The following is a 23958-nucleotide window of genomic DNA, read 5'->3' as shown; positions in this document are numbered from 1 at the left end:
GATCCAGAGGAGGTTTTCTCATGCAAGAGCTCACCCATTATATCAACGGTGAACACGTCAAAGGCACATCCGGCCGTTTTTCGGATGTGTTCAACCCCGCCACTGGCGAAGTGCAGGCCAAGTGCCCACTGGCCAGCAAAGACGAAATGGCCCAGGCCGTCGCTTTTGCCGCAGCCGCCCAGCCTGCCTGGGAAAAAGTGAACCCCCAGCGTCGCGCCCGGGTGATGATGAAATTCGTCGACCTGCTGAACCGCGACATGGACAAGCTGGCGGAAACGCTGTCGCGCGAGCACGGCAAGACCTTCCCCGACGCCAAGGGCGACATCCAGCGCGGTCTGGAAGTGGTGGAATATTGCATCGGCGCGCCACAGCTGCTGAAGGGTGAATTCACCGATAGCGCCGGCCCCGGCATCGACATGTATTCCATGCGTCAGGCCCTGGGTGTGACTGCGGGTATCACGCCGTTCAACTTCCCTGCGATGATCCCCATGTGGATGTTTGCCCCGGCCATTGCCTGCGGTAATGCCTTCATCCTGAAGCCATCTGAGCGCGACCCATCGGTGCCTTTGATGCTGGCGGAACTGCTGGAAGAAGCAGGCCTGCCCAAAGGCATCATCCAGGTTGTGAACGGCGATAAAGAAGCCGTGGACGCGATCCTGTTTGACGACACCATCCAGTCGGTTGGCTTTGTGGGCTCTACCCCCATTGCCGAATATATCTACGGCACCGGCTGCGCCCAGGGTAAGCGCGTTCAGTGCTTTGGCGGCGCCAAGAACCACATGATCATCATGCCCGACGCAGATCTCGACCAGGCGGCTGACGCCCTGATCGGTGCCGGCTACGGCGCGGCTGGCGAACGCTGCATGGCGATCTCAGTTGCGGTTCCTGTTGGCAAAGAGACCGCTGACCGGCTGATCGAAAAACTGATCCCCCGTGTCGAGACCCTCAAGGTTGGCCCCTATACCGCTGGCGATGATGTCGACTACGGCCCGGTTGTGACCGCAGCTGCCAAAGCCAATATCGAGCGTCTGGTTCAAACCGGCGTTGATCAGGGCGCCGATCTGGTTGTCGATGGCCGTAACTTCAGCCTGCAGGGCTATGAGGATGGCTTCTTTGTTGGCCCCAGCCTGTTTGATAATGTCACCACCGACATGGATATCTACAAGCAGGAAATCTTTGGTCCCGTGCTGTCCACCGTGCGCGCCGAAACCTATGAAGAAGCGCTGTCCTACGCGATGGACCACGAATACGGCAACGGCACTGCCATCTATACTCGCGATGGCGACACCGCGCGTGACTTTGCCAACCGTATCAACATCGGCATGATCGGCATCAACGTGCCAATCCCCGTGCCGCTGGCCTATCACACCTTTGGCGGCTGGAAGAAATCTGCCTTTGGCGATCTCAACCAGCACGGTCCGGATGCATTCAAATTCTACACCCGCACCAAGACCATCACCTCGCGCTGGCCTTCGGGCATCCGCGAAGGCGGTGAGTTCAACTTTAAAGCAATGGACTAAACTACTGCTTTAAAGCGATAACAGAAAGAGCCTCGGAGGTTTTCGGGGCTCTTTCTACGTCTCCCCTTGCCCAACCCTGCAAGAGGATCTGCGGCAAAAACGAAATTGTGAAGCCCAAGGCCTTTCACCTCTGCGGCGGTTTCCCATATGAATGTGGTAATTCATAACAATCAGAGCAGCCCCCCATGTCTTCCAAACCGATCCATCGTCGCACCGCCCTGCTTGGCCTCGGTGCAGCCCTGGCCACCCCCAGCCTGTTGCGGGCACAGGCAAGTGATGTTCAGTCCAATGATGCCTTTCCCCAGACTGAGGCGCCAATTTCCAACCAGCCATCGGTAAAGCGCAATATTTCGTCCTTTAAGCAGCAACGCTGGCAGGATCACTTTGATGAACTGGGTATCGGCTGCTTGCTGGCGGATGTGGAATCGCGCGCAGTTCACTATTGGGGCGGCGACGGCGAGACCTATCGCCTCTATCCCTCGTCTGTCCCCATGTCCGAAGAGCTGACCAAGCGCGGCTACACCAAGGTGATCCGCAAGGCGGAAAATCCCAGCTGGACGCCGACCGCAAATATGCGCGAACGCGATCCATCTCTGCCCCTGCGCATGGACGGCGGCCCCGGCAACCCGCTGGGCACTCGCGCCATGTATCTGAGCTGGCCGGCCTATCTGGTACATGGCACCCATGACACCCGCAAGATCGGACGCCAAAGCTCATCCGGCTGCATTGGGCTTTACAATCAACATGTTGAGCAGCTGTACCCATTGGTCAAAGTCGGCACCCAGGTGCGTATTCTGTAGCGCATGCTGTAGCGCGACCACCTCTGACTGACACGACAAAGCCGTGCCCTCCACTGGAAGGCGCGGCTTTTGCCTATCTGGGCCAGTGGCGTAGCCATATTCTTGCAACATCACTTTGCGTGCGCGCTGCTTGCTCTTGCGGCTGAGGGTGGGTATTAAATAAACAACCGTTCAATTCATACGCGCCAGGGAGGACATGACGTGGATTTTGCTTTGACCGAGGAACAGACCGCGATTTTTGATATGGCTCACGCATTTGGCCAGGAAAACATCGCGCCTTTTGCACGTCAGTGGGAATCTGAGGGCACCATTCCAAAAGAGCTTTGGCCACGCGTCGGAGAGCTGGGTTTTGGCGGGCTATATGTCAGCGAAGAAACTGGCGGCTCGGCGCTGTCGCGTCTGGATGCCACCCTGGTGTTTGAGGCCCTGTCGATGGCCTGCCCATCGGTGGCGGCCTTTTTGTCGATCCACAACATGTGCGCCAAGATGCTGGACAGCTTTGCCAGTGACGAGATGAAGGCGCGGGTCATGCCGGATGTGCTCTCGCTCAACACCGTGCTCAGCTACTGCCTGACCGAACCTGGATCAGGTTCGGACGCCGCGGCCTTGAAGACCCGCGCTGACAAGACGGGTGAGGGCTATACGCTGAACGGCAACAAGGCCTTTATCTCGGGCGGTGGCTATTCCGACGCCTATGTCTGCATGGTGCGCACCGGCGAAGACGGCCCCAAAGGGATTTCCACCGTCTATGTCGAAGATGGCACACCGGGCCTGTCGTTCGGCGGGCTGGAAGACAAGATGGGCTGGAAGAGCCAACCCACCTCGCAGGTGCAGTTTGACGATTGCAAGATCCCGGCCAACAACCTGGTCGGCGAAGAAGGCAAGGGGTTCAAATACGCCATGATGGGCCTGGACGGTGGTCGGCTGAATATCTCGTCCTGTTCGCTGGGCGCGGCGCAGACGGCGCTGAATCTGACACTGCAATATATGTCTGAACGCAAGGCCTTTGGCAAAAGCATCGACCAGTTCCAGGGGCTGCAGTTCCGCCTTGCCGATATGGAAATCGAGCTGCAGGCCGCGCGTGTCTTCCTGCGCCAGGCTGCCTGGAAACTGGACCAGGGCGCGCCGGATGCCAGCAAGCACTGCGCCATGGCCAAGAAATTTGTCACCGAGGCCGGGTCAAAGATCGTCGATCAATGTCTGCAGCTGCATGGCGGCTATGGCTATCTGGCAGATTATGGAATCGAAAAACTGGTCCGCGATCTGCGGGTGCATCAGATCCTTGAAGGCACCAATGAGATCATGCGGGTGATCGTCGCGCGCCACCTGCTGGCCGAACACGCCTGAACGCGTTAAAACGCAAGGCAACAGGGCTAACTGCGAGGACAATATGAGCGATATCAATATCCGTGTGACCGGTCAGGCCGGTCGCATCACTCTGACCCGTGGCGCGGCGCTGAATGCGCTGTCTTATGAGATGTGCATGGCTATAGACACGGCACTGCGCGCCTGGGCTGGGGATGACGCCGTAAAGCTGGTGGTGATTGACGCCGAGGGCGACAAGGCCTTTTGCGCCGGCGGCGATATTGCCGAACTGTATGCCACCGGCACAGCGGGCGATTATGCCTATGGTCGCAAGTTCTGGCGCGATGAATACCGCCTGAACGCCTATATCTTTGAATACCCCAAACCGGTGGTCAGTTTCCTGCAGGGGTTCACCATGGGCGGCGGCGTCGGAATCGGCTGTCACGGCACCCACCGGGTGGTGGGCGACAGCAGCCAGATTGCCATGCCCGAGGTCGGCATTGGCCTGATCCCCGATGTGGGCGGCACCTTGATGCTGGCGCTGGCACCGGGGCGTCTGGGCGAATATCTTGGCACCACCGCCAGCCGAATGAAGGCCGCCGATGCGATCCATGCCGGCTTTGCCGATCACTACATCCCCGAAAGCTTCTGGCCGGTGCTCATTTCCGGGCTAGAGCGCGATGGCGATCCGCAGATACTGGAATTTGCCGCTCAAAAACCACCCGCAGGTACGCTAGAGCCGCTGCAGGCCGATGTCGATCGCTGCTTTGCCGGTGAAACCCTGACCGATATCCTGACCGTGCTCAAGGCGGATGACAGCGATTTTGCCGAAACCACGCTGCGAACAATGGGGCGCAATGCACCGCTGGCCATGGCCTGCACGGTTGAATTGCTGCACCGGCTGCGCGGCAGTCAGCTTGGCATTCGCAAGGCCCTGAAGAACGAATACCGCTATACTTACCGATCAATGGAAAAAGGCGACTTCCTGGAAGGGATCCGGGCCCAGATCATTGACAAGGATCGCCAGCCCAAATGGCAATATGCAGCGCAGGAGGTCCCCGCTAGTGCCGTCAGCCAGATGCTGATGCCGCTGGGTGTGGATGCGCTGGTTTTTGAGGAGGAAAACACATGAATATCGGATTTATCGGCCTTGGTAATATGGGTGGCCCCATGGCGGCGAACCTGGCTGCGGCAGGTCATGTGGTCACCGGCTTTGACATGGCAGATGTCGCCATCGACGGCGTTACCATGGCGGCCTCGGGCGCAGAGGCCGCCACCGGCGCTGACGTGGTCATCACCATGCTTCCCAACGGTAAGATCCTGCGTGCGGTTGCAGACGAAATCCTGCCCGCCATGACTGCCGGTGCCACCCTGGTGGATTGCTCTACCGTGGATGTGGACTCGGCGCGTGCCGTTGCCGACCAGGCCGCCGCTGCGGGTCTGTTGTTTGTCGATGCGCCCGTTTCTGGCGGTGTTGGCGGCGCGGCGGGTGGCACCCTGACCTTTATGGCCGGTGGTAGCGCGGCTGCCTTTGCGAATGCAGAACCCCTCTTTGCCATCATGGGCCAGAAGGCCGTGCATTGCGGTGAAGCCGGCGCGGGCCAGTCGGCCAAGATCTGTAACAACATGATCCTGGGCGTTACCATGCTTGCCACCTGTGAAGCCTTTGCCCTGGCTGACAAACTAGGGCTGGATCGGCAAAAGATGTTTGATGTGGTCTCTACCTCTTCGGGCTATTCCTGGAGCATGAATGCCTATTGCCCTGCCCCCGGTGTCGGCCCGCAATCGCCCGCCGACAACGATTACAAACCTGGCTTTGCCGCCGAACTGATGCTGAAAGATCTGCGCCTCAGCCAGCAGGCAGCCGAGAGCGCCGATGCTGACACCCCGATGGGAGAGCTGGCCCAGGCGCTCTACGCCCAGTTTGTTGAGACTGAAGGTGGCGAAGGTATGGATTTCTCTGCCATGTTGCCGCGCTTTGAAAAACGCAGCCGCAGCTAAGGCGCCTGCCAACAAGATGACCCGGCCCGGACCTGCGCGCTCTTCCAGACGCCATTCCGGGCCGTTTCCAGCGGCAGGCCGACTCTGCCTCTGTCAGCGATTGCAGCAAAATATTGTCAAATTTGTTAAAAATTCTGAAAATTGGCACCGCCGCACCATATTCCAGCCCAAGTTCGCGATGATACCTGCCTAAAGGCCACTGCTAAACGTGGCCAGATCAGAGTGCAGGATCTCACATGGCCACGGCAACAGAACTTGATATCAACACCTCTGCGACCGCCTCTCAGATGGCGGAAGAGATCTTCGGCGATGGTACCACGATCGTCTCTGCCAGCTATTCCGGCGATGCGGCCTCTTCCGGGATCTATTCCGGCGCAGACACCACCGTCGCGGGTGTGGCCCCGTCGGACAGCGGTGTTATCCTTTCAACGGGCTATGTTCAGGATTTCACCAACAGTTCCGGAACCAGCAACACCAACACAGCCGACGATACCAGCAGCAACACCAGCGGCGCCACTGGCGATAGCGATTTTAACGCCCTTGCCGGAACGAGCACCTATGATGCCTCGTTCATGGAGATCGAGTTCATCCCGGACGGGGATGTCCTGACGCTGGACTTTGTGCTTTCGTCCGAAGAATACCCAGAGTTTTCGAGTTCGCAGTACAATGATGTGGTTGGTGTCTGGGTCAACGGCGTGCAGGCCCAGGTCACCATTGGCGATGGCTCTGCCTCGATTGGCAATATCAACCAGAACGATACCGAAAATATCTATGTCGACAATACGGGTGATCAGTACAACACCGAAATGGACGGGTTCACCATCACCCTGACCTTTACCGCCCCGGTCGAGATCGGTGAGATCAACACCCTGAAGATTGGTGTCGCCGATGTCTCTGACAGCTCATATGATACCAACCTTCTGGTGGCAGGCGGATCGGTGCAGACCGCATTTGTCGCCATGGACGACACTGTAGATATCGGCCTTAACACCTCAAAAACACTGAATGTCCTGGATAATGACAGCAATACCAGTGGCGGTGTTCTGACCATCACCCATATCAATGACATTCCTGTCACCGCAGGTGATACCGTCACGCTAGCCACAGGACAACAGATCACTCTGAACCCTGATGGGACCCTAGAGGTACTAACTGATGGCGATGAGGAAACCAGCTATTTCAACTATACCGTTGAAAACGACAGCGGCGATACAGATACCGCATTGATTGAAATAAATCAGGCCCAGGCCTGCTTTGTCGGCGGTACCCTGATCGAAACCGAACAGGGCCCCATCGCGATTGAGACGCTGCGCGCGGGCATGCGGATCCTGACCCAGGATCACGGGTTCCAGCCCCTGCGCTGGATCGGCCACAGCCAGGTACAGGTGACACCAAAGACCGCGCCAATCCGTTTTGCCAAGGGTCAACTAGGGGCAAGTTCCGATCTGTGGGTCTCTCCAAATCACCGGATGCTGGTCACCGGCGCGCTGGCGGAACTGCTGTTTGGCGAAGCCGAGGTCTTGGTCAAGGCCAAGGATTTGATCAATGACGCCAGCATTCGCCCCGATCAGAGCCAGGACCAGGTGGCATATTTCCACCTGCTGTTCGACCAGCATGAAATCCTGACGGCCCATGGCGTGCTCAGCGAAAGCTACCATCCTGGGCCGCAAACCACTGCGGGCTTTGACGCCGAAACCCAGGCAGAGCTGTTTTCCCTGTTTCCTGACCTGCAGACCAACCGGGAAACAGACCAGATGCCAAACTATGGCGCGGCCGCACGCCCTTCCCTACGCAGCTATGAGGCGCAATTGCTAATGCAGAGCATGGGCTAAACAGTCTAGCCAGGATCGCCAAACAGTGCCTGCAGCTGCTGTTGCGTGTCCTGATCGGCGGGAAACATAAGTTCAAGGCGCAGTTCAGACATCGCCAGATCGCCCGCTGTCGTGAACTGCGACAGGGTTGAAAAAAGCTTCAGTTCCAACCCGTCTAGCCGATAATGGGCCGGAATCACTGCGGGGTGCTCGCCCGTATCCGGTGTTGACTGCGGCATAACCCGCTGTTGCAACTGTATAATCGCGCGCTCTAGCACCGGGTCCTTGCCCAGATGCGCAAGCTCACTGCGCAGCCGCGTCAGGGCCAGCGCTTCGATCTGTTCCAAGTTGACCAAGGCCCCGCGCAGGGTTTCATTTTCGCTCAGCGCATCAATCAGACTATCACCCTGTTGCAGCCCAGCCCGCACCATCAACGCCTGCGCCGGCGGGTTCATCGCCTGCAAGACCCAATGGGCATCAATCACGATGGCCGGATAGGGCGCATGGCGTTGCAACACCCAGTCCACCGCCTGTTGCACCGGCGCACGCGCCTCTGCGTTCGGCGAGACAGAACCATAGGCGGGGGCAAGTCCCGCTGCCAAAAGCAATTGATTGCGTGCACTTAGCGGCATCTGCAATTCCTGCCCCAACCGCAGCACCATATCCCGGCTGGCCCGCGACCGCCCTGTTTCCAGGAATGAAACATGGCGGGCAGACACCCCGGCAGAAAGCGCCAGATCCAGCTGGCTCATACGGCGAATACGCCGCCATTCCTTCAGAACCGCGCCAAAGCCGCCCATGGCTGCCCCCTTCTTCACGTTTCAACACTACTAAATCAGGCCCGTAACGCAGTCACTTACCTCTAAGGTAATTGTTTTACGTCATGGACCCCGTCACCATCAAACCATCCCATTTGGAGAGACGCGATGACACAGGAAATGGCAATAAGCGCGCTCAAACTCGCGGCTTTCGGTTCGGTGTGTTTTGGGCTGGCCTTGGTATTGGCGCTGATCACACCTCTGCAGGGCTTTTTTGATCTCTTCTTTGATCTGGTCCATTACCCGCTGGACGGGCAGCAAGCCCTGACGAGCGACAGCGGCCGTGTTCTGGCGGCAATCACCGGCGGGTTGCTGGTTGGCCTTGGGGCGATGGTCTGGTGCATCGCGCAGGATATCTACCCCCAAGACCCGGCAACTGGCGGTCGCATTATCCTTATCGGGGTCTGGACATGGTACCTGCCCGACAGCTTTGGTTCTGTCATAGTTGGGGCCTGGTTCAATGTAGTGCTCAATACCGGGTTCTTGGCGCTCTTTGTGCTGCCAATTCTGCTACACCGGCAGTCACAACGCGCGCTAACAAGCTGAATTCAAGGAATTTCCGTAATCATGATCAAGACGGCTGGCCGGGGCATTCCCGGCCAGACCGCGCTATTCAGCTGCCAGTTTCTTAGAGGACAGCATCTCCTTGAGATAATGACCCGTGTGGCTACGCGGTTCTTTTGCAACCGTTTCCGGGGTGCCAACCGCAACGATTTCGCCGCCGCCATCGCCGCCCTCGGGGCCGATATCAATGATCCAATCGGCGGTTTTGATCACATCCAGATTGTGTTCGATCACCACCACCGAATTGCCCTGATCAACCAATTCGTGCAGAACCTCCAGCAGCTTTTTCACATCCTCAAAATGCAGCCCCGTTGTTGGCTCATCCAGGATATAAAGCGTCCGGCCAGTAGATCGTTTTGACAGTTCTTTCGACAATTTTACCCGCTGCGCCTCGCCGCCGGACAGGGTGGTGGCCTGTTGGCCCACCTTGATATAGCCAAGGCCAACCCGCATCAGCGCATCCATCTTGTCGCGGATAGAAGGCACCGCCTGAAAGAAGCTCTGCGCCTCTTCGACAGTCATATCAAGCACATCTGCAATGCTCTTGCCCTTGAAGCGCACCTCTAGCGTTTCCCGGTTGTAGCGCGCCCCCTTGCATGTTTCGCATTCCACATAGACGTCCGGCAAGAAATGCATCTCGATCTTGATGACACCATCGCCCTGGCAGGCCTCACAGCGGCCGCCCTTGACGTTGAAGCTGAAGCGCCCCGGCTTATAGCCACGAGTCTTGGCCTCTGGCAGGCCGGCAAACCAATCTCGGATCGGAGTAAAGGCGCCGGTATAGGTTGCCGGGTTTGAACGCGGCGTACGTCCAATGGCGCGCTGGTCGATATCAATCACCTTGTCCAGATGCTCCAACCCCTTGATGCTCTCGCAGGGGGCCGGGGTCTGGCGCGCGCCATTCAACCGCATTGATGCGGTCTTGAACAGGGTTTCAATCGTCAGGGTCGACTTCCCGCCGCCCGACACCCCCGTCACACAGAGGAACTTACCCAAGGGGAATTCAGCGGTGACATCTTTCAGGTTGTTGCCACTGGCCTTGACCACCTTCAGCTTTTTCTTGTTGCCCTTGCGCCGTTTGGCCGGAACCGGAATTTCGCGCACACCGGCCAGATACTGGCCGGTAATTGACGCCGCATCCGCTGTCACCTCGGCGGCGGTACCATGGCTGACCACCTGCCCGCCATGCACCCCAGCGCCCGGACCAATATCAAAAACGTAGTCGGCCTGGCGGATCATGTCTTCGTCATGTTCGACCACAATGACCGTATTGCCCTGATCGCGCAGATTTTTCAGGGTGGTTATCAGCCGGTCATTGTCACGTTGATGCAGCCCGATCGAGGGTTCATCCAGCACATAAAGCACCCCGGTCAGACCCGAACCAATCTGGCTGGCCAGCCGGATCCGCTGGCTTTCACCGCCCGACAGGGTGCCACTGGCGCGCGACAGGGTCAGGTATTCCAGACCGACATTGTTAAGAAAGCCAAGGCGCTCGCGGATCTCTTTGACAATGGCGCGGGCGATCTCTTGTTTCTGTTTGCTCAGATGGTTGGGCACATCCTCGATCCAGGCCAGCGCCTCGCGGATGGATTTCTGTACCACCTGCCCCACATGCAGCCCGGCGATCTTGACCGCCAGCGCCTCTTCGCGCAGTCGGTAGCCCGCGCAGGCACCACAGGGGCGGTTGTTCTGGTAGCGTTCAAATTCTTCACGGATCCAATTGCTATCGGTTTCCCGGTAGCGCCGTTCCATATTGGGAATGACCCCTTCAAAAACGCGGGTCACCTCGTAAACGCGGCCCCCTTCGTCATAGCGGAACGGGATTTCTTCCGCGCCAGAGCCGCGCAGGAACACCTGCTGCACCTCGGGGGACAGGTCTTTCCACTGGGTGTTCTTGTCAAACTCATAGTGTTTGGCGATGGATTCGATGGTTTGCAGGAAATAGGGAGATTTGCCTTTCCGCCAGGGCGCCAGGGCACCATCATAGATTTTCAGGCTTTGGTCCGGAACCACCAGACGTTCGTCAAAGAACAGCTCGACCCCCAGCCCATCGCAGACAGTGCAGGCGCCAAAGGGCGCGTTAAAGGAAAACAGCCGGGGTTCGATTTCGGGGATGGTAAAGCCGCTGACCGGGCAGGCAAAATTCTCGCTGAAGGTCAGCCGTTCGGGATCGCCTTCGCGCGGGGCCGTTTCCAGAATGGCAATGCCATCGGCCAGATCCAGCGCGGTGCGCAAGGAATCCGCCAGCCGGGTCTCCAGGCCTTCTCGCACCACCAGCCGGTCGACCACCACATCGATATCGTGGCGAAATTTCTTATCCAGGGTTGGCGGCTCGTCCAGCTCGTAGAATTCTCCGTCCACCTTGACCCGCTGAAAGCCCTGTTTGCGCAGTTCCAGGAACTCTTTCTTATACTCACCCTTGCGGTCGCGCACGATAGGCGCAAGCAGGAAGCCCCGTGTCCCCTCCTCTAGCATCATCACCCGGTCGACCATGTCTTGCACCTGCTGGGCCTCGATCGGTTCGCCGGTGGCGGGGCTATAGGGGGTGCCAGCACGGGCAAACAACAGGCGCAGATAGTCGTAGATCTCGGTCACCGTGCCGACAGTGGAGCGCGGATTTTTTGAGGTGGTCTTTTGCTCGATCGAAATCGCTGGAGACAGCCCGCTGATATGGTCCACATCGGGCTTTTCCATCATATCCAGGAACTGGCGCGCATAGGCCGACAGGCTTTCGACATAGCGGCGTTGGCCTTCGGCATAGATGGTATCAAAGGCAAGCGAGGATTTGCCAGATCCCGACAGGCCGGTGATCACCACCAGTTCATCACGCGGAATATCCACATCGATATTCTTGAGATTATGTTCGCGCGCGCCGCGTACCTCGATGGATTTCAACTCAGCCATAGTGCCCTCGTGCCCAATACCCTGGTCGCGCAAACCTGCCACGCCAGTCTTCGCCCTACAGATAGGCAATGCGGCGCAAGACTCCAACAGGAAAATGAGAACATTGAAGGAACATATGCCGAGTTTTGACAGCAGATCCGCCAAATATGGGGCCCTGCCCTAGTCGCCTTAGCCGCGCGCGCGAAATGTCGCGATCAAATCGCCCTGGTGGCAGCGCTGCGCCGCCAAGCCAGGATCTGATGCACCAGAAAGCCCCCCAACAGCAGCACCAGCAACACAGTGACCAGGCCCGGCATCCCGGCAAGGGACAGCGCCAGAACCATCAGCGGCGTGCCAATGGAATTTCCCAGATTACCCGCCTGGGCCATGGCCCCGTTGGATTGGGCACGGTCACCGTCTCCTTCGTTTAACTGCGGGACTGCCGCAAAAGAGCCCCCCTGCACCAGACCCAGCGCCGCCGACAACGCCAGGCAGGCCAGTGGGGCCCCCGGCGCGCTCGCCAGCCAGAGCACCCCGCCCGCCGCCAGTAGAAACCCCAATTGGGCCACCTTCACCGCCGTCATCAGGCGCAACAGATAGACCCCCAGCGTCATCGAGGTTGCAATACTGGCCAGGGGCATCGCCATCAGCACAGCAGCGCGCTGCTCCGGCAGAATATAGGGCGGGATCACCGTCAAAATGGCGACAAAGCAGCAGGTATAAAAGAGCCAGCCCGCTGCCGGTGCGACCTGCCAGGCAGAGCGGTACACCGGTAGATGCAACCGTGGCAGCGCCATAAGTGCTGGAAAAGGCTGGCGCGGCGGCACTGGCACATCACGCATGGCGCGGTTTAGCCACAGTGCCAGCCCGGCCATCACCAGGGCATGGGCGACAAAAAGCGAAACCACCCCAAAGCGCGCCACCAGCGGCAGGCCAAACCAGATCAACAGGGAAAAGGAGACGGAAAAAAATGTGCTCCACAAGGACATGACAAAACCGCGATGCTGCGGCGCACTGATCGCCGCCATCAGCGTTGGCCCGGCCACGACGACGCCCAGATGTGATAGCCCTTCGATCAGCCGAGAGAAAAGAAACAGCCCGTAAGGCAGATGCAGCGCCTGCAGGGCCGACATCGCCGCCCCCAGCCACAGCGACCAGACCAGGCTGCGCCGATAGCCAATAGAGCTGACAAACAGCCCCGCCACCAGGCCAAGGATAATGCCGACAATGCCGACAAAAGACACCGAAAAGCTGATCCACGCCCCCACATCGGGGTAGAGTTCGGCCATGCGGTCAAAGATCACACTGATCTTGCCATATTGCGCCGCAACGCCCAGACCAGCCGCCCAGATCGCAACAACCAAAGGCCAGCGTGTTCCTGTCTGCACTTCCATCCGGCCCCCTTGCGACGCAACAGCAGCGCATGCCCGCGTCTTTCACGACCAGTCTTAGACCGGACGATTTGCAAGTGCCAGTTGCGAAATACCTTGATTGCAACACGGCAGGGCAGTTTTGGCAGGGGACCATGCGCACGCGTGGCGGTTGTTGCCCTATGGGTCACATTGCAGCCAGAAAGAACAAGGCCCGCCCCAGCCGTGGGGCAGGCCTTGCGCCGCTGTCTCTATAAACGCGGTCAGAAATACCGGGCGGCCTGCGCGGCGCCCGCTGGCTGCCCCTTAGATATGAATGGCCCGGTCAAAGGCCTCAAGCACGCTTTCGTGCATCATTTCGCTTAGGGTGGGATGTGGGAAGACTGTGTTCATCAGGTCTTCTTCAGTGGTTTCCAGCTGGCGGCCCACCACATAGCCCTGAATCAGCTCGGTGACTTCAGCCCCCACCATATGCGCGCCAAGCAGCTCTCCGGTCTTGGCGTCAAATACGGTTTTGACCAGCCCTTCTGCCTCGCCCAAGGCGATGGCCTTGCCGTTGCCGATAAAGGGAAAGCGGCCAACCTTGATGTCATAGCCCAGCTCCTTTGCCTTCGCCTCTGTGTAGCCAACACTGGCCACCTGAGGCTGGCAATAGGTGCAGCCTGCGATGCTTTCGGGTTTGACGGGATGGGCATGTTTGCCTGCGATCAGGTCCGCCACCATGACGCCTTCGTGGCTGGCCTTATGCGCCAACCAGGGGGCACCGGCGATATCGCCAATGGCGTAGAGTCCTTCTACCCCGGTACGGCAATAGGCATCCGTCACCACATGGGTGCGATCAATCTTGACCCCAAGCGCCTCCAGGCCCAGACCTTCGACATTGCCGACGATGCCCACCGCCGAGATCACGGTGTCGAATTCCATCTTTTCGACCTTGCCGCCGGTCTCGATATGGGCGGTCACTTTGCCCTTGCCGCGATCCAACTGCTTGACCATGGCTTTTTCCATGATCTTCATGCCCTGTTTGACAAAGGCCTTCTTGGCAAAGGCGGAAATCTCTGCGTCCTCAACCGGCAGCACCCGGTTCATCACTTCAACCACCGTGGTATCGGCACCCAGCGTGTTGTAGAAACTGGCAAATTCGATGCCAATTGCGCCGGATCCAATCACCAGAAGCTTCTTTGGCATCCGCGGCGGCACCAGCGCGTCACGGTAAGTCCAGACCAGATCGCCGTCGCCTTCCAGACCGGGCAGTTCCCGTGCCCGTGCACCGGTGGCCAGGATAATATTCTTGGCTTGAAGCTCTTGCACATCCTTGTCGGTCTTGACGCTGACGCGGCCCTTGGCTGGCACCGTGGCCTCGCCCATGATCACGGTAATCTTGTTCTTCTTCATCAGATGGCCAATGCCCGAGGACAGCTGCTTTGCCACTCCACGTGACCGTTTCACCACCGCGTCCAAGTCATAGGTAATGTTCTCGGCGCCCAGACCAAATTCCTTGGCCCGCTGCATCAGGTGAAACACCTCAGAGGAGCGCAGCAGCGCCTTGGTAGGGATACAGCCCCAGTTCAAACAGATACCACCAAGGTTTTCACGTTCCACAATGGCTGTTTTCAGCCCCAGCTGAGCAGCCCGGATAGCAGCGACATAGCCGCCCGGACCGGCGCCAATTACGATCACGTCATAGGTTTGTGCAGCGGTTTGTGCGGCCATGGTATTCCCTCGACAAAAGGATCAAAAATAAACTAGTTCAGCGTTAAACTACTTTTGCAGAAACTGCAAACCCTCAGTATGGCGCCATCGGATGGCGGTTCAACCATGCTACATCGCACAGGAAAAGGCCCAGGTCCGGCTCGCAGCTTTTGACATTAGGGAAATCATAGGGTCCCATCCACCCCGAGACCACCCGTAAATTCCGTTAGAATCGCAAGGGGCCAAGCCATGGCAAAGGTACTTTTTGATCTGTTGAAGGCACTGCTGAATGCAACACTGCTGCTGCTGGCGCTTTGCCTGTTTCTTGGCTGGCAGCTGTCATCTTCGGTTGCACAGGTCAGCGAGCGCCTGAATGATATCAGCAGCAACCTTCGACCGCTGCACAGGCAGGCCCAGGCATTGACGGAAGAATTCGCCTCCCTCTCGGCAGAGATTTCCCGGGCGGACCCCCCCGACAGCAGCGAAATGCGGATCGGGCTTGCGCAGCTAGAAGAAGAGCTGGCGGCCCTAAAGCTGGAAATCCAGTCCCTGAAACAATTGCCCGGCGAGGTGGTCAGCATCGCGATTGAGACCGCAGTACAAGAGCTGTCAGAGAAGATCTCTCGTTGGTTGCCACTGCGTGGCGACCAAGCTGATGAAAGCCAGAGTGACAAGAACTAGATTGACGAGAATGCGACAGGCCGGAACATGACAACCGGAAGGCGAACTTCCTGCCCGCAGCGCCTCGGTAGCAAACGGCCCCCCGGAGAGGCACTAGACCTCACCGGGGGCTTGGCCTTATCTCAATTAACTGCTGCCTCTAGCTCGCGCACGATAGAGCGGTAGCCGCCTGCGCTCTCGTAATCGATTTCGGGGGGCGTACTGTGGCGCAACAGGGCCGCGTTGCGGAAGGGAAAGCGCCCAAACAGGCGGATCACTTCGCGGTGCGCCCGCGCATGCAGCATGTTTTTCGCACCCGTCTGTGGCATCCGCTCTTTCATCAAGCGCACGCAACGTTCCTGATCGCACAGATTTTCCGAATGCATCAAGGGCATATAGAAAAACTGGCGCGCGGGTTCGTCGATCTTCATATCCCATTTGCGATTGATCGCATTCTTGGCAGCACAGAGCGCTATGCGATCGGAATGGAACGCCTCTTTGGAACCGCGGAACATGTTGCGCGAAAACTGATCCATCAAGATGATGTAAGCCAAGGTGCCAGTGGGATAGGTCAACCAGAGAGAGAATTTGCCGCGACAGCCTGCCTCCCAGGTGTCTTTGAACCGCTCTCGAATAGTGTTATCCAAGGCTTCATCGCTCAGATACCAGCCATCTTCACCGACCTCATCCAACCAGAATTTGAGGATCTCTTCGGGGCCCTGCATTGTGCCATCTCCACGTATTAATACTGAATACAACTTCAGACCATTTTACGGGTGATTTGCAAGTGACCCTGGGTCACTAATTGTAACACACAGGGCCATTTGTTGAAATATTACTCACAAAGCCAAAAGGTTAGCGCAATCACCCCGCCTCAATGGCGGCTTCTTGCTCCTCTATGTCGGTTTCGATGGCGTATTCCTGCGCGAATTCCACCGCAACAGGAGAACCAGTCAACGACATTGGTGCCATAATCCCGGTTTCATCCGAAGGAATCGCGGCGCGCTGCGTGGTACGATAAAGCGCGTAGCATGCCAGTGCCCCCAGCAAGACCGCCATGAACAGGAAATATCCCGGAGGGCCAAAGATCGCGTCGCTCATGATCCACCCGGTGATCACCGGCCCGGCAATGGCCCCCAGCCCGTTGATAAAGACAAGCCCGCCAGAGGCTGCCGCCATATCGTCGTGCTCCAGGTAGTCGTTGGTATGGGCGATCAACAGCGAATACAGCGGGTTGGACATCCCACCGATAAAGAAGGCGGCAACAAGCAAAAATCTGTACTCGCCGCCCATGACCACCCCTATAAGTGCAGCGCCACCACCAAGAGCCGAAGCCGCCAGAACAAGAACCCGGCGATCCATCCAGTCAGACATCCAGCCCAGCGGATATTGCAGCACAATCGCACCAATATAAAAGGTAGCGATAAAGATCGAGATCTGGGACAGGCTTAGCCCCGCCTCGGCCGCGTAGACCGCGCTCATGCCAAATTGCGCCGAGAATACGCCCCCCAGAAGGAACATCCCCACACACCCCAAAGGCGAAGCGTTCATCAGGGCACGCAGCGACATCGGTTTGGTGGTGTCAAAGGCCGGCGTGGGCGAGATCGACAGCAAAATCGGCGCAAAAGAAACCGAGATCACCACCGAAGCGATCACGAAGGTTTCATAGCCTGCGGGATCGCCCACCAGCATCAGCGCCTGGGCCGTCACGATGCCAACCGTCTGCACAATCATATATAGAGACAGCGCTTTGCCCCGGTTGGCATTGTCCGCCGCATTGTTCAGCCAGCTTTCAGCCGTGACATACACGCCCGAAAAGCAAAACCCGATCAGGGCGCGGCCCAGCATCCAGGCAATGGGGTTGGCCACCGCCGGATACAGGATCATCACCGCGGAAATCAGCGAGGCCAGCGCCGCAAAGACCCGCACATGACCAACCCGGCGGATCATTTCCGGCGCCAAGCGCGAGCCCCCCAGAAAGCCGACAAAATAAGCGGACATCACAAAAGACATCTGCAGGGTGGAAAAGCCTTCCATGGCGCCGCGCACACCCAGAATTGTGCCCTGCATGCCATTGCCAATCATCAACATGCCCATGCCCAACAGCAGCGCCCATGCGCTCGACAAAACCTGCAGCATCTCGGTAACTCCTTTACCGACGGGAACAAACCGCAGGCCACAATGGTCCAGCAGTCTCAGCCCGCCTGTTATTTCTGACCCAAAGTCCCCTGATCTGCAGAGGGACTGTTCAATTTTCAGGATTGGTGTCGCATACCAGAACCCTCGGCGGGATCAGAACGCATACTGCCTGAGCTTGTCTAGCAGGATTGACGCTAATTCTGCGACGTATTCGTCTTTTGCGGTAGCAAAAGCGACCCGTCGCCATAAGAAAAGAAACGATAGCGATTTCTCACCGCGTGATCATAAATTTCGCGCACCCGCTCGGCCCCCATCAGCGCAGAGATCAGCATCAACAGCGTGGATTTTGGCAGGTGAAAATTCGTCATCAGCGCATCTGCCACATGAAAGGTGAAACCGGGGTAGATAAAGATATCGGTCTCCCCCTCCCAGGCCGCAATCTCGCCAGAGCGCGCTGCACTTTCGATCAGCCGCAGCGCCGTGGTCCCCACCGGAATGACGCGCCCCCCTGCTGCCTTGGTGGCGGCAATCTCGGCGGCGGCCTCGGGGCTGACACGGCCCCATTCCGCGTGCATCTTGTGGCGTGTCACATCCTCCACCTTGACCGGCAGAAAGGTCCCCGCCCCCACATGCAGCGTCACATAGGTAAAGGTGACGCCCTTGGCCGCCAGGGCCGCCAGCAGCGGGGCGTCAAAATGCAAAGAGGCGGTTGGCGCAGCCACCGCACCCGCATGCCGGGCCCAGATCGTCTGGTAATCCTCTTTATCCCGATCATCGGCTGCGCGTTTGGCAGCGATATAGGGCGGCAACGGCATGGCACCAGCCGCGTTCAACGCCTGATCAAAATCATCCCCTGCCAGATTAAACCGCAGCACCCCCTGGCCGTCTTCGACCCGCACCAGCTCTGCTGTCAGGGAATCGGAAAACACCAGCTCTTCGCCCGGTTTGATCTTTTTCAAGGGTTTGAGCAGCGCTGACCAGCTGCCATCCGGCTTGGGGTCCAGCAGTGTCACCTCGATCTTGGCGGCGGTCTTGCCCTGTGCGGTGTCTCGGTGGCGCAAACCTGACAGCCGCGCCGGGATGACGCGGGTGTCATTCAACACCAGCCGATCGCCGCTCTGCAACAGATCGACAAGGTCGCCGACATGGGCATCCTGCAGCTGGTTTGGCGTGGCCACCAGCAAGCGGGCCGCGCTGCGCGGGCTTGCCGGGCGGGTGGCTACCAGATCATCAGGCAGGTCAAAGTCAAAATCGCTCAGTTTCATGGCGCCCCTTTACGAGGTTTCACCCGCCTTGACCATGGCCCAGGTCGGCACCGAGCGCAGAAAATTCCACCGGCCTAGCGCTCACCCCCGCTGTTGCTGGGGCGGTACGGCGGATCTGGCGTGCGCTCTTCCACCGGGGCGCCCGGCACCGTCGGCGCCTTGCCACGAAAAATGTCTCGGACAATCCCCGGGGCCAAGGCGGACAGCGGGTTGACGCTGACACTCGGGTCATCCGCGCTGCCTTTCAGCTTGAAGGCAAAGCCAAACAGCCCCTCGCCCTTGCGCGCCACCACGCGCCCGATGGCATTGATCAGGTAGATCGGCGAAATCACCCCCCGCATATCCAGGGCGCCGTTCCGCAGATCATAGATTCCATCCATCGAGATCCCCATGGACGGTCCGACGGCGCTGCTCTCATGCAGGGTCAGATGGGTAGACCCCAGGCGGAACTTGGCCTCGACCCCAGTGAACAGAATCCCCCCGCCAGAGAGCTCATCCAGCAGGCCAATCACGCTAATCGCATTCAACAGGGCAGCCATTGATGGTGCATTCTTGATCCGGGTATTCTGGATCTTGATCTCGCCGTCATATTCGCCCGCCACCGAGGCTGGCACCAGGGTCATGTCAAAACTGCCGCCCCGGCCATGGCGCAGAATGCCCGCCGCCTGAAACACCCCGCCCGCATCCTGTGACCGGATTCGCGTGGAAATGCCCCCCCCCTGCGGCACCACCACCCCCGAAACCATCGGTGCCCCGTTGAGCCGCCCGGTGAACTGTCCGTTGACCCCGCCATTGGTAGAGAACCGCCCCTCAAACCCGGTAAGGGCAATGCTCTCGGTGACCTGCAGGCGATCCAGCCGCATGGTGATCGGCCCAGTTGTCGCACCGGCCCCAGAGCTGCGGCCACTTTCTGCCGAAAACGGTGCTTTTTGCAGGTCCAGCGTGCCACTCGTCACCTGCAAATCTGCCTGGCCATTGCTCCGCCCGACAAACTGCACTGTCCCCCGTAGCCAATTGCCCACAGTCACCGAGGAAAAGCTGGCGCGGTCCAGCCCGCCGCCTGGCGTGACGCTGACCTGACCCTGCGCCGCCAGTCCCGGCGCAGAAAGCGACAGCCGATCCACCTTGGTCGGCGATGACAGTGTTGCTTCCAAATCCAACCTGCCCGTCGCGGGCGGTGCCTTGCGCCAACTGATCGGCGCGATCCGCAGATCAAGCCCGGCCAGATCCGAAGACAGCTGCAACTTTGGTGGCTGATCCGGGGCCAGATCCAGTTGGTAGTCTCCCTGTCCCTGCCCGGCAACGGTGCCATCGGGCAGACCGATTTCAAAGGTCGCAAGCGCAGCGGCGCTGATCTCGACCCGGCCAGTGACCTGACTGGCGCGACTGGCATCCTGGCCCACTGCCTGTCGCCAATGGGCTGTCAGCGGCACGCCCGAAAGCCTGCCCGCGCCCGATAGCGACACCTGGCCTTGATCGCCGCGCAAATCCAGACGCTGCGCCTCGACCTCTTGTCCGGGCACCAGAACGGTACTGCGCACATCGCGAACCACCCCAGTATAGTGATAGATAATCTCTTCCGGTGCCACATTCGGCTTCAGCGGCAACGCCAGAGTGCCCACGACATTGACCTGCCCCGCCGCCAGATCGACCGGCAATTCGGCCTTGTCCATAATGGCCAGTGGCGGCCGATTCAGCAGCGACAACCCCGCCGTGACAGACCCCTGCGCCACCACTCGCGCAATTCCCGGTGTGCCGTCCTTAACAGTCGTATCCGGAATAATGAAAGAGGTACCCGCCACCGAGACAGAGCCCCCTTCATCCGCCGTCACCGTGCCTTTGCGGGCTACGATGACCATCCGGTTGCCATAAAGGCTGAAATGCCCTGCCGCATCCTGCACCGGAGGCAGATGTTTCTGAAACTTGACCTCTGCCCCGGCAAAATTCGCGTCCAGCGCCACAAAGGGCCTGTCCCGCCCCTTGCCGCGCAGGGCAAAGTTCACCGCCTGCGCCTGGGCCTGGGCCACATTCTGCAGCACCCAACGCCGGGGCTTTTCCGCCGCCCCCGCAGGCCAGAGCGATTTCACCTGGGCCAGATCCAGCAGATCTGATCGGGCATTCAGAGCATAATCCCAGCCGTCCTCTCCGGTCTTGATATCGCCGTTCAGGTGGATCTGACGACCCTCGTGCTCGACCAGCATTTCGCCCAGCTGAAAGCGAAAGGGCGCTGGCTGCAGGTGAAAATCGGCCGTTACCCCGGCAAAGACCTGCGGCGTCGGGTAAAGCCCGGCTGGGTTCAGGGTCAGGTCGCGAAAGCGCAATTGCCCCACCAGATCGGTCAGCCGCCCGTCGCGTATCCCAGCCAGATCTGCCTGACCCTCCATTGTGCCAGAACCCCAGCCGCTGCTGACCTTCAGCTCGTCAAACTGCAAGCGCTGATCCTGCGGGTAATAGGTGAAATAGCTATGCGCCCCGTGAATCGGGATCGGCAGTGTCTGCGGTGAGGGCTGGATCACCCCCTCGCCAATCTGCAAAATCGCCGAAAGCGGCAGCAGCGCGCCATCACCGCCAACACCACCACGCAGTGAGCCGGAAATCGCCGCGCGCAGCACCTGCAACCAGCCAAGCGCCGGCGCCTGCACCGCAATATCCTCGCTGGCGATGTCACTAACCAGAATACCAAACTGGGCAGCAACTTCGCCAATCTCCGAGGTATAGCTGGCCTCGACCACCCCAACATCCTGGCGACCACTCAGCACCGAAAAGCCGGCTGAAATGGTCAGGGTCTCATCCTGCCGTTCAAACCCCACCTGGCCGCCATCCATGATCCAGACGCGGCCAAGCCGGGCATCCTCATAGCGCAGCGTCACGCCTTCGATTGTCACATCAACCAAGGCAGAAAGCTGCGGTAGCTGGAACTGGCTGTCCCATTGTTCAATCAGTTTCGGCAGGCTCTCCGCTTTGCGCAGTGGCGACCCCCCTTCGGCGAAACTCAGCGCGATACTGTCCGATTCACGGCGCAGATTGGCATATAATCCATTGAAATATATCCTCTTCGGCCGCAGTCGCGCCCGAAGAAGCGGCCGCATGGCGATGGAAATCTCGGCATCCGCCAGCTGCAGAATTGGGCTGCCATCCAGACCGCGCAGAACCACGTCACGCAGGCCCAACCGGGGCCGCCAACCGTGATTGATCACAAAATTAAGCTCGCCAAACTCCAGCTGCAGTCCATTCAGGTTCTGTTCCAGCCGGGCCTCTACCCGTTGGCGCAGCCAATTCGGAGCCTGCATCTTGGTGCCGACGCCAAAATAGATCGCCCCGGCAGCCAGAAAACACAGAACCACAACCAGCCGAATAGCCCACCGCAAAAGCCGCCAGTGCCAGCGTCGCCGTTGCGCCACCTGCCTTTGGGTCTCTTCTGCCGCTTGCGACGCATCTGGCGTGCCAAGGTCGGTGTTTTCCGCCTCTGGTTCGATCGCTGTTTATCCTTTGCCCGTGATGGCCTATTTGTGACAGGCAGACCTTGCCAACCCGTTTTGGAGACAAACAAAATGCTCGACACTCATGATCCGGCCCCGCTTTTCACCCTGCCCCGCGATGGCGGTGGCGAATGCTCTCTTGCGCAGATGCAAGGCTCGGTGGTTGTTCTGTTTTTCTACCCCCGCGATGATACTCCGGGCTGCACCAAAGAATCCATCGGGTTTTCAGCCCATCTGCAAGCCTTTGCCGATGCGGGCGCCCAGGTGTTTGGCATTTCCAAGGATCCGATTTCCAAACATGAAAAATTCATCGCCAAACACGCGCTGACCACACCCTTGCTATCGGATGCCGATCACAGCACCTGCGAAGACTATGGCGTCTGGAAAGAAAAAAACATGTACGGCAAGAAACACTGGGGCATCGAGCGCTCGACCTTCCTGATCGACGCAGAAGGCAAAATCGCCCGCGTCTGGCGCAAAGTCAAAGTCGACGGCCATGTCGAAGAGGTGCTTGCCGCCGCCAAGGCACTGTAGTCCGCCCTGCAACCGGGGCTGCGGCTGCCGGGCCAAGCTTCGCTTCGGAGCCGCCCGTCACCTGGCCCCGATCAGCCATTTCTGCGGCCACAAAGCCAGATAAATCGCCGAGGGGCCCCTTTGGGGAGACGGCTATTTCTCTTGCGACGGGGCTGCGGAAATGGCAGGGGCTGATCAGGTGATGGGGGGCTCTGAAGCCTTCGCTTTGGAGGGTCCCTGATCCTGCCCCCGCCTTTCCCTCCGGTTCTCTGTAAGGATCCCGCATGACTGCTCCGCTCAGCCTCGCTCAGATGGCCACCCAGGTGCTGACCACCGCCGATGGTAAGGAAAAGACCGCCCTGTCGCGGCGCCATGCCGCCGCCTGGCGCGACGCGCGCAGCCACAGCCCCTGCGCCATCGAGATTGGCACAGCCACGCCACCGCTGCATCCCGCCCGGCCGGACCGGCCGGAATTGCTCAGCCCGCGCGATGTGCCCAAGCGCAAACCCGGCAGCGAGGCCGGCCGTATTGCGCTACTGCATGCGGTTGCCCATATCGAGTTGAACGCGGTTGATCTGCACTGGGACATCATTGCACGCTTTTCCCATGTGCCTATGCCGATTGGTTTTTTTGATGACTGGGTCAAGGCGGCGGACGAAGAATCGAAACATTTTGGCCTGATGTGCGACTGCCTGGAAAACCTGGGCAGCCACTATGGTGCCCTACCGGCCCATCAGGGCATGTGGAAAGCCGCCGAAGACACCGCCGAGGATCTGATGGCCCGCCTTGCGGTGGTGCCCATGGTGCTGGAAGCGCGCGGTCTGGACGTCACCCCCGGCATGATCAAGATCTTTCGCCAGGCCAAGCTGACCCAGGCAGTAGAGGCGCTGGAGGTGATCTATTCCGAAGAAGTCAGCCATGTGGCCTATGGCTCCAAATGGTTCTATTTTCTGTGTGGCCGTGACAACCTGGACCCGAAAGGCGTCTTTCACGAACTGGTGAAACGCTACTTCCACAGCCCGCTAAAGCCGCCCTTCAACGAGGAAAAGCGCGCCGATGCCGGTCTCCCACCTGATTTCTACTGGCCGCTGGCCGATCAGGTGAAGCCCATTACCGGCATCTGATGCTGCGGGCCTTG

18 protein-coding genes are annotated in these 23958 nt (G+C 59.1%); 10 read left to right on the top strand and 8 right to left on the bottom strand.

What is annotated here, in order from left to right; genetic code table 11:
- Positions 1–20: 20 nt before the first annotated feature.
- The 6 genes from LRK71_RS07820 (at position 21) to LRK71_RS07795 (ending at position 7458) form a co-directional block, all read left to right on the top strand.
- Positions 21–1520 carry a CoA-acylating methylmalonate-semialdehyde dehydrogenase gene (locus LRK71_RS07820; RefSeq protein ID WP_232402398.1) on the top strand — a complete coding sequence of 500 codons (1500 nt, stop codon included), beginning with the start codon at positions 21–23 and terminating at the stop codon, positions 1518–1520.
- 185 nt (positions 1521–1705) lie between these two features.
- Positions 1706–2320 (top strand): L,D-transpeptidase, encoded by a 615-nt coding sequence (locus tag LRK71_RS07815; RefSeq protein WP_232402396.1) that lies wholly within the window; start codon positions 1706–1708, stop codon positions 2318–2320.
- 201 nt (positions 2321–2521) lie between these two features.
- Positions 2522–3667: an acyl-CoA dehydrogenase family protein gene (locus LRK71_RS07810; protein ID WP_232402394.1), complete on the top strand. Its 1146-nt coding sequence runs from the start codon at positions 2522–2524 to the stop codon at positions 3665–3667.
- A gap of 43 nt (positions 3668–3710) precedes the next feature.
- Positions 3711–4757: an enoyl-CoA hydratase/isomerase family protein gene (locus LRK71_RS07805; protein WP_232402392.1), complete on the top strand. Its 1047-nt coding sequence runs from the start codon at positions 3711–3713 to the stop codon at positions 4755–4757.
- Complete coding sequence (gene mmsB / locus LRK71_RS07800; protein ID WP_232402390.1) at positions 4754–5626, top strand: 3-hydroxyisobutyrate dehydrogenase; 873 nt, start codon at positions 4754–4756, stop codon at positions 5624–5626. The genes LRK71_RS07805 and mmsB overlap by 4 nt, the downstream gene beginning before the upstream one ends.
- Positions 5627–5862: 236 nt before the next feature.
- Positions 5863–7458 carry a Hint domain-containing protein gene (locus LRK71_RS07795; RefSeq protein ID WP_232402388.1) on the top strand — a complete coding sequence of 532 codons (1596 nt, stop codon included), beginning with the start codon at positions 5863–5865 and terminating at the stop codon, positions 7456–7458.
- 5 nt (positions 7459–7463) lie between these two features.
- Here LRK71_RS07795 and LRK71_RS07790 read toward each other — a convergent pair whose 3' ends face one another.
- On the bottom strand, positions 7464–8237 hold the full coding sequence (locus LRK71_RS07790; protein ID WP_232402386.1) for a helix-turn-helix domain-containing protein: 774 nt from the start codon (positions 8235–8237) through the stop codon (positions 7464–7466).
- Between the two features lie 126 nt (positions 8238–8363).
- Between LRK71_RS07790 and LRK71_RS07785 the strand changes: the two genes are divergently transcribed.
- Positions 8364–8801, top strand: a complete 438-nt coding sequence (locus LRK71_RS07785) for an excinuclease ABC subunit A (protein WP_232402384.1) — start codon at positions 8364–8366, stop codon at positions 8799–8801.
- A 63-nt stretch (positions 8802–8864) separates the two neighbouring features.
- Here the strand turns inward: LRK71_RS07785 and uvrA are convergent, their stop codons facing one another.
- From uvrA to lpdA, 3 genes are all read right to left on the bottom strand, one after another.
- On the bottom strand, positions 8865–11723 hold the full coding sequence (gene uvrA / locus LRK71_RS07780) for an excinuclease ABC subunit UvrA (protein WP_232402382.1): 2859 nt from the start codon (positions 11721–11723) through the stop codon (positions 8865–8867).
- Positions 11724–11917: 194 nt separating this feature from the next.
- Positions 11918–13096, bottom strand: a complete 1179-nt coding sequence (locus LRK71_RS07775; RefSeq protein WP_232402380.1) for an MFS transporter — start codon at positions 13094–13096, stop codon at positions 11918–11920.
- Positions 13097–13378: 282 nt separating this feature from the next.
- A complete protein-coding gene (gene lpdA / locus LRK71_RS07770; protein WP_232402377.1) occupies positions 13379–14785 on the bottom strand; it encodes a dihydrolipoyl dehydrogenase in 1407 nt (468 codons plus the stop codon).
- 228 nt (positions 14786–15013) lie between these two features.
- Here lpdA and LRK71_RS07765 point away from each other — a divergent pair, with 228 nt between their 5' ends.
- Positions 15014–15445 (top strand): hypothetical protein, encoded by a 432-nt coding sequence (locus LRK71_RS07765; RefSeq protein WP_232402375.1) that lies wholly within the window; start codon positions 15014–15016, stop codon positions 15443–15445.
- 122 nt (positions 15446–15567) lie between these two features.
- On the opposite strand, the gene LRK71_RS07760 is transcribed toward LRK71_RS07765, so the two are convergent.
- The 4 genes from LRK71_RS07760 to LRK71_RS07745 form a co-directional block, all read right to left on the bottom strand.
- Positions 15568–16149 carry a DUF924 family protein gene (locus tag LRK71_RS07760; protein ID WP_232402373.1) on the bottom strand — a complete coding sequence of 194 codons (582 nt, stop codon included), beginning with the start codon at positions 16147–16149 and terminating at the stop codon, positions 15568–15570.
- Positions 16150–16288: 139 nt separating this feature from the next.
- Positions 16289–17563 carry an MFS transporter gene (locus LRK71_RS07755; protein ID WP_232402371.1) on the bottom strand — a complete coding sequence of 425 codons (1275 nt, stop codon included), beginning with the start codon at positions 17561–17563 and terminating at the stop codon, positions 16289–16291.
- Between the two features lie 194 nt (positions 17564–17757).
- Entirely contained in the window at positions 17758–18828 is a 1071-nt protein-coding gene (gene queA / locus LRK71_RS07750) for a tRNA preQ1(34) S-adenosylmethionine ribosyltransferase-isomerase QueA (protein WP_232402370.1), read from the bottom strand.
- Positions 18829–18902: 74 nt separating this feature from the next.
- Positions 18903–22229 (bottom strand): DUF3971 domain-containing protein, encoded by a 3327-nt coding sequence (locus LRK71_RS07745; RefSeq protein WP_232402368.1) that lies wholly within the window; start codon positions 22227–22229, stop codon positions 18903–18905.
- 150 nt (positions 22230–22379) lie between these two features.
- On the opposite strand from LRK71_RS07745, the gene LRK71_RS07740 reads away from it, so the two are divergent.
- Complete coding sequence (locus LRK71_RS07740) at positions 22380–22841, top strand: peroxiredoxin (RefSeq protein WP_232402366.1); 462 nt, start codon at positions 22380–22382, stop codon at positions 22839–22841.
- A gap of 263 nt (positions 22842–23104) precedes the next feature.
- On the top strand, positions 23105–23944 hold the full coding sequence (locus LRK71_RS07735) for a ferritin-like domain-containing protein (RefSeq protein WP_232402365.1): 840 nt from the start codon (positions 23105–23107) through the stop codon (positions 23942–23944).
- Positions 23945–23958 lie beyond the last annotated feature (14 nt).

The sequence above is a fragment of the Pseudophaeobacter flagellatus genome (assembly GCF_021228235.1).
GTDB lineage: Bacteria > Pseudomonadota > Alphaproteobacteria > Rhodobacterales > Rhodobacteraceae > Pseudophaeobacter > Pseudophaeobacter flagellatus.
This window is presented reverse-complemented; position numbering and strand designations above follow the sequence as displayed.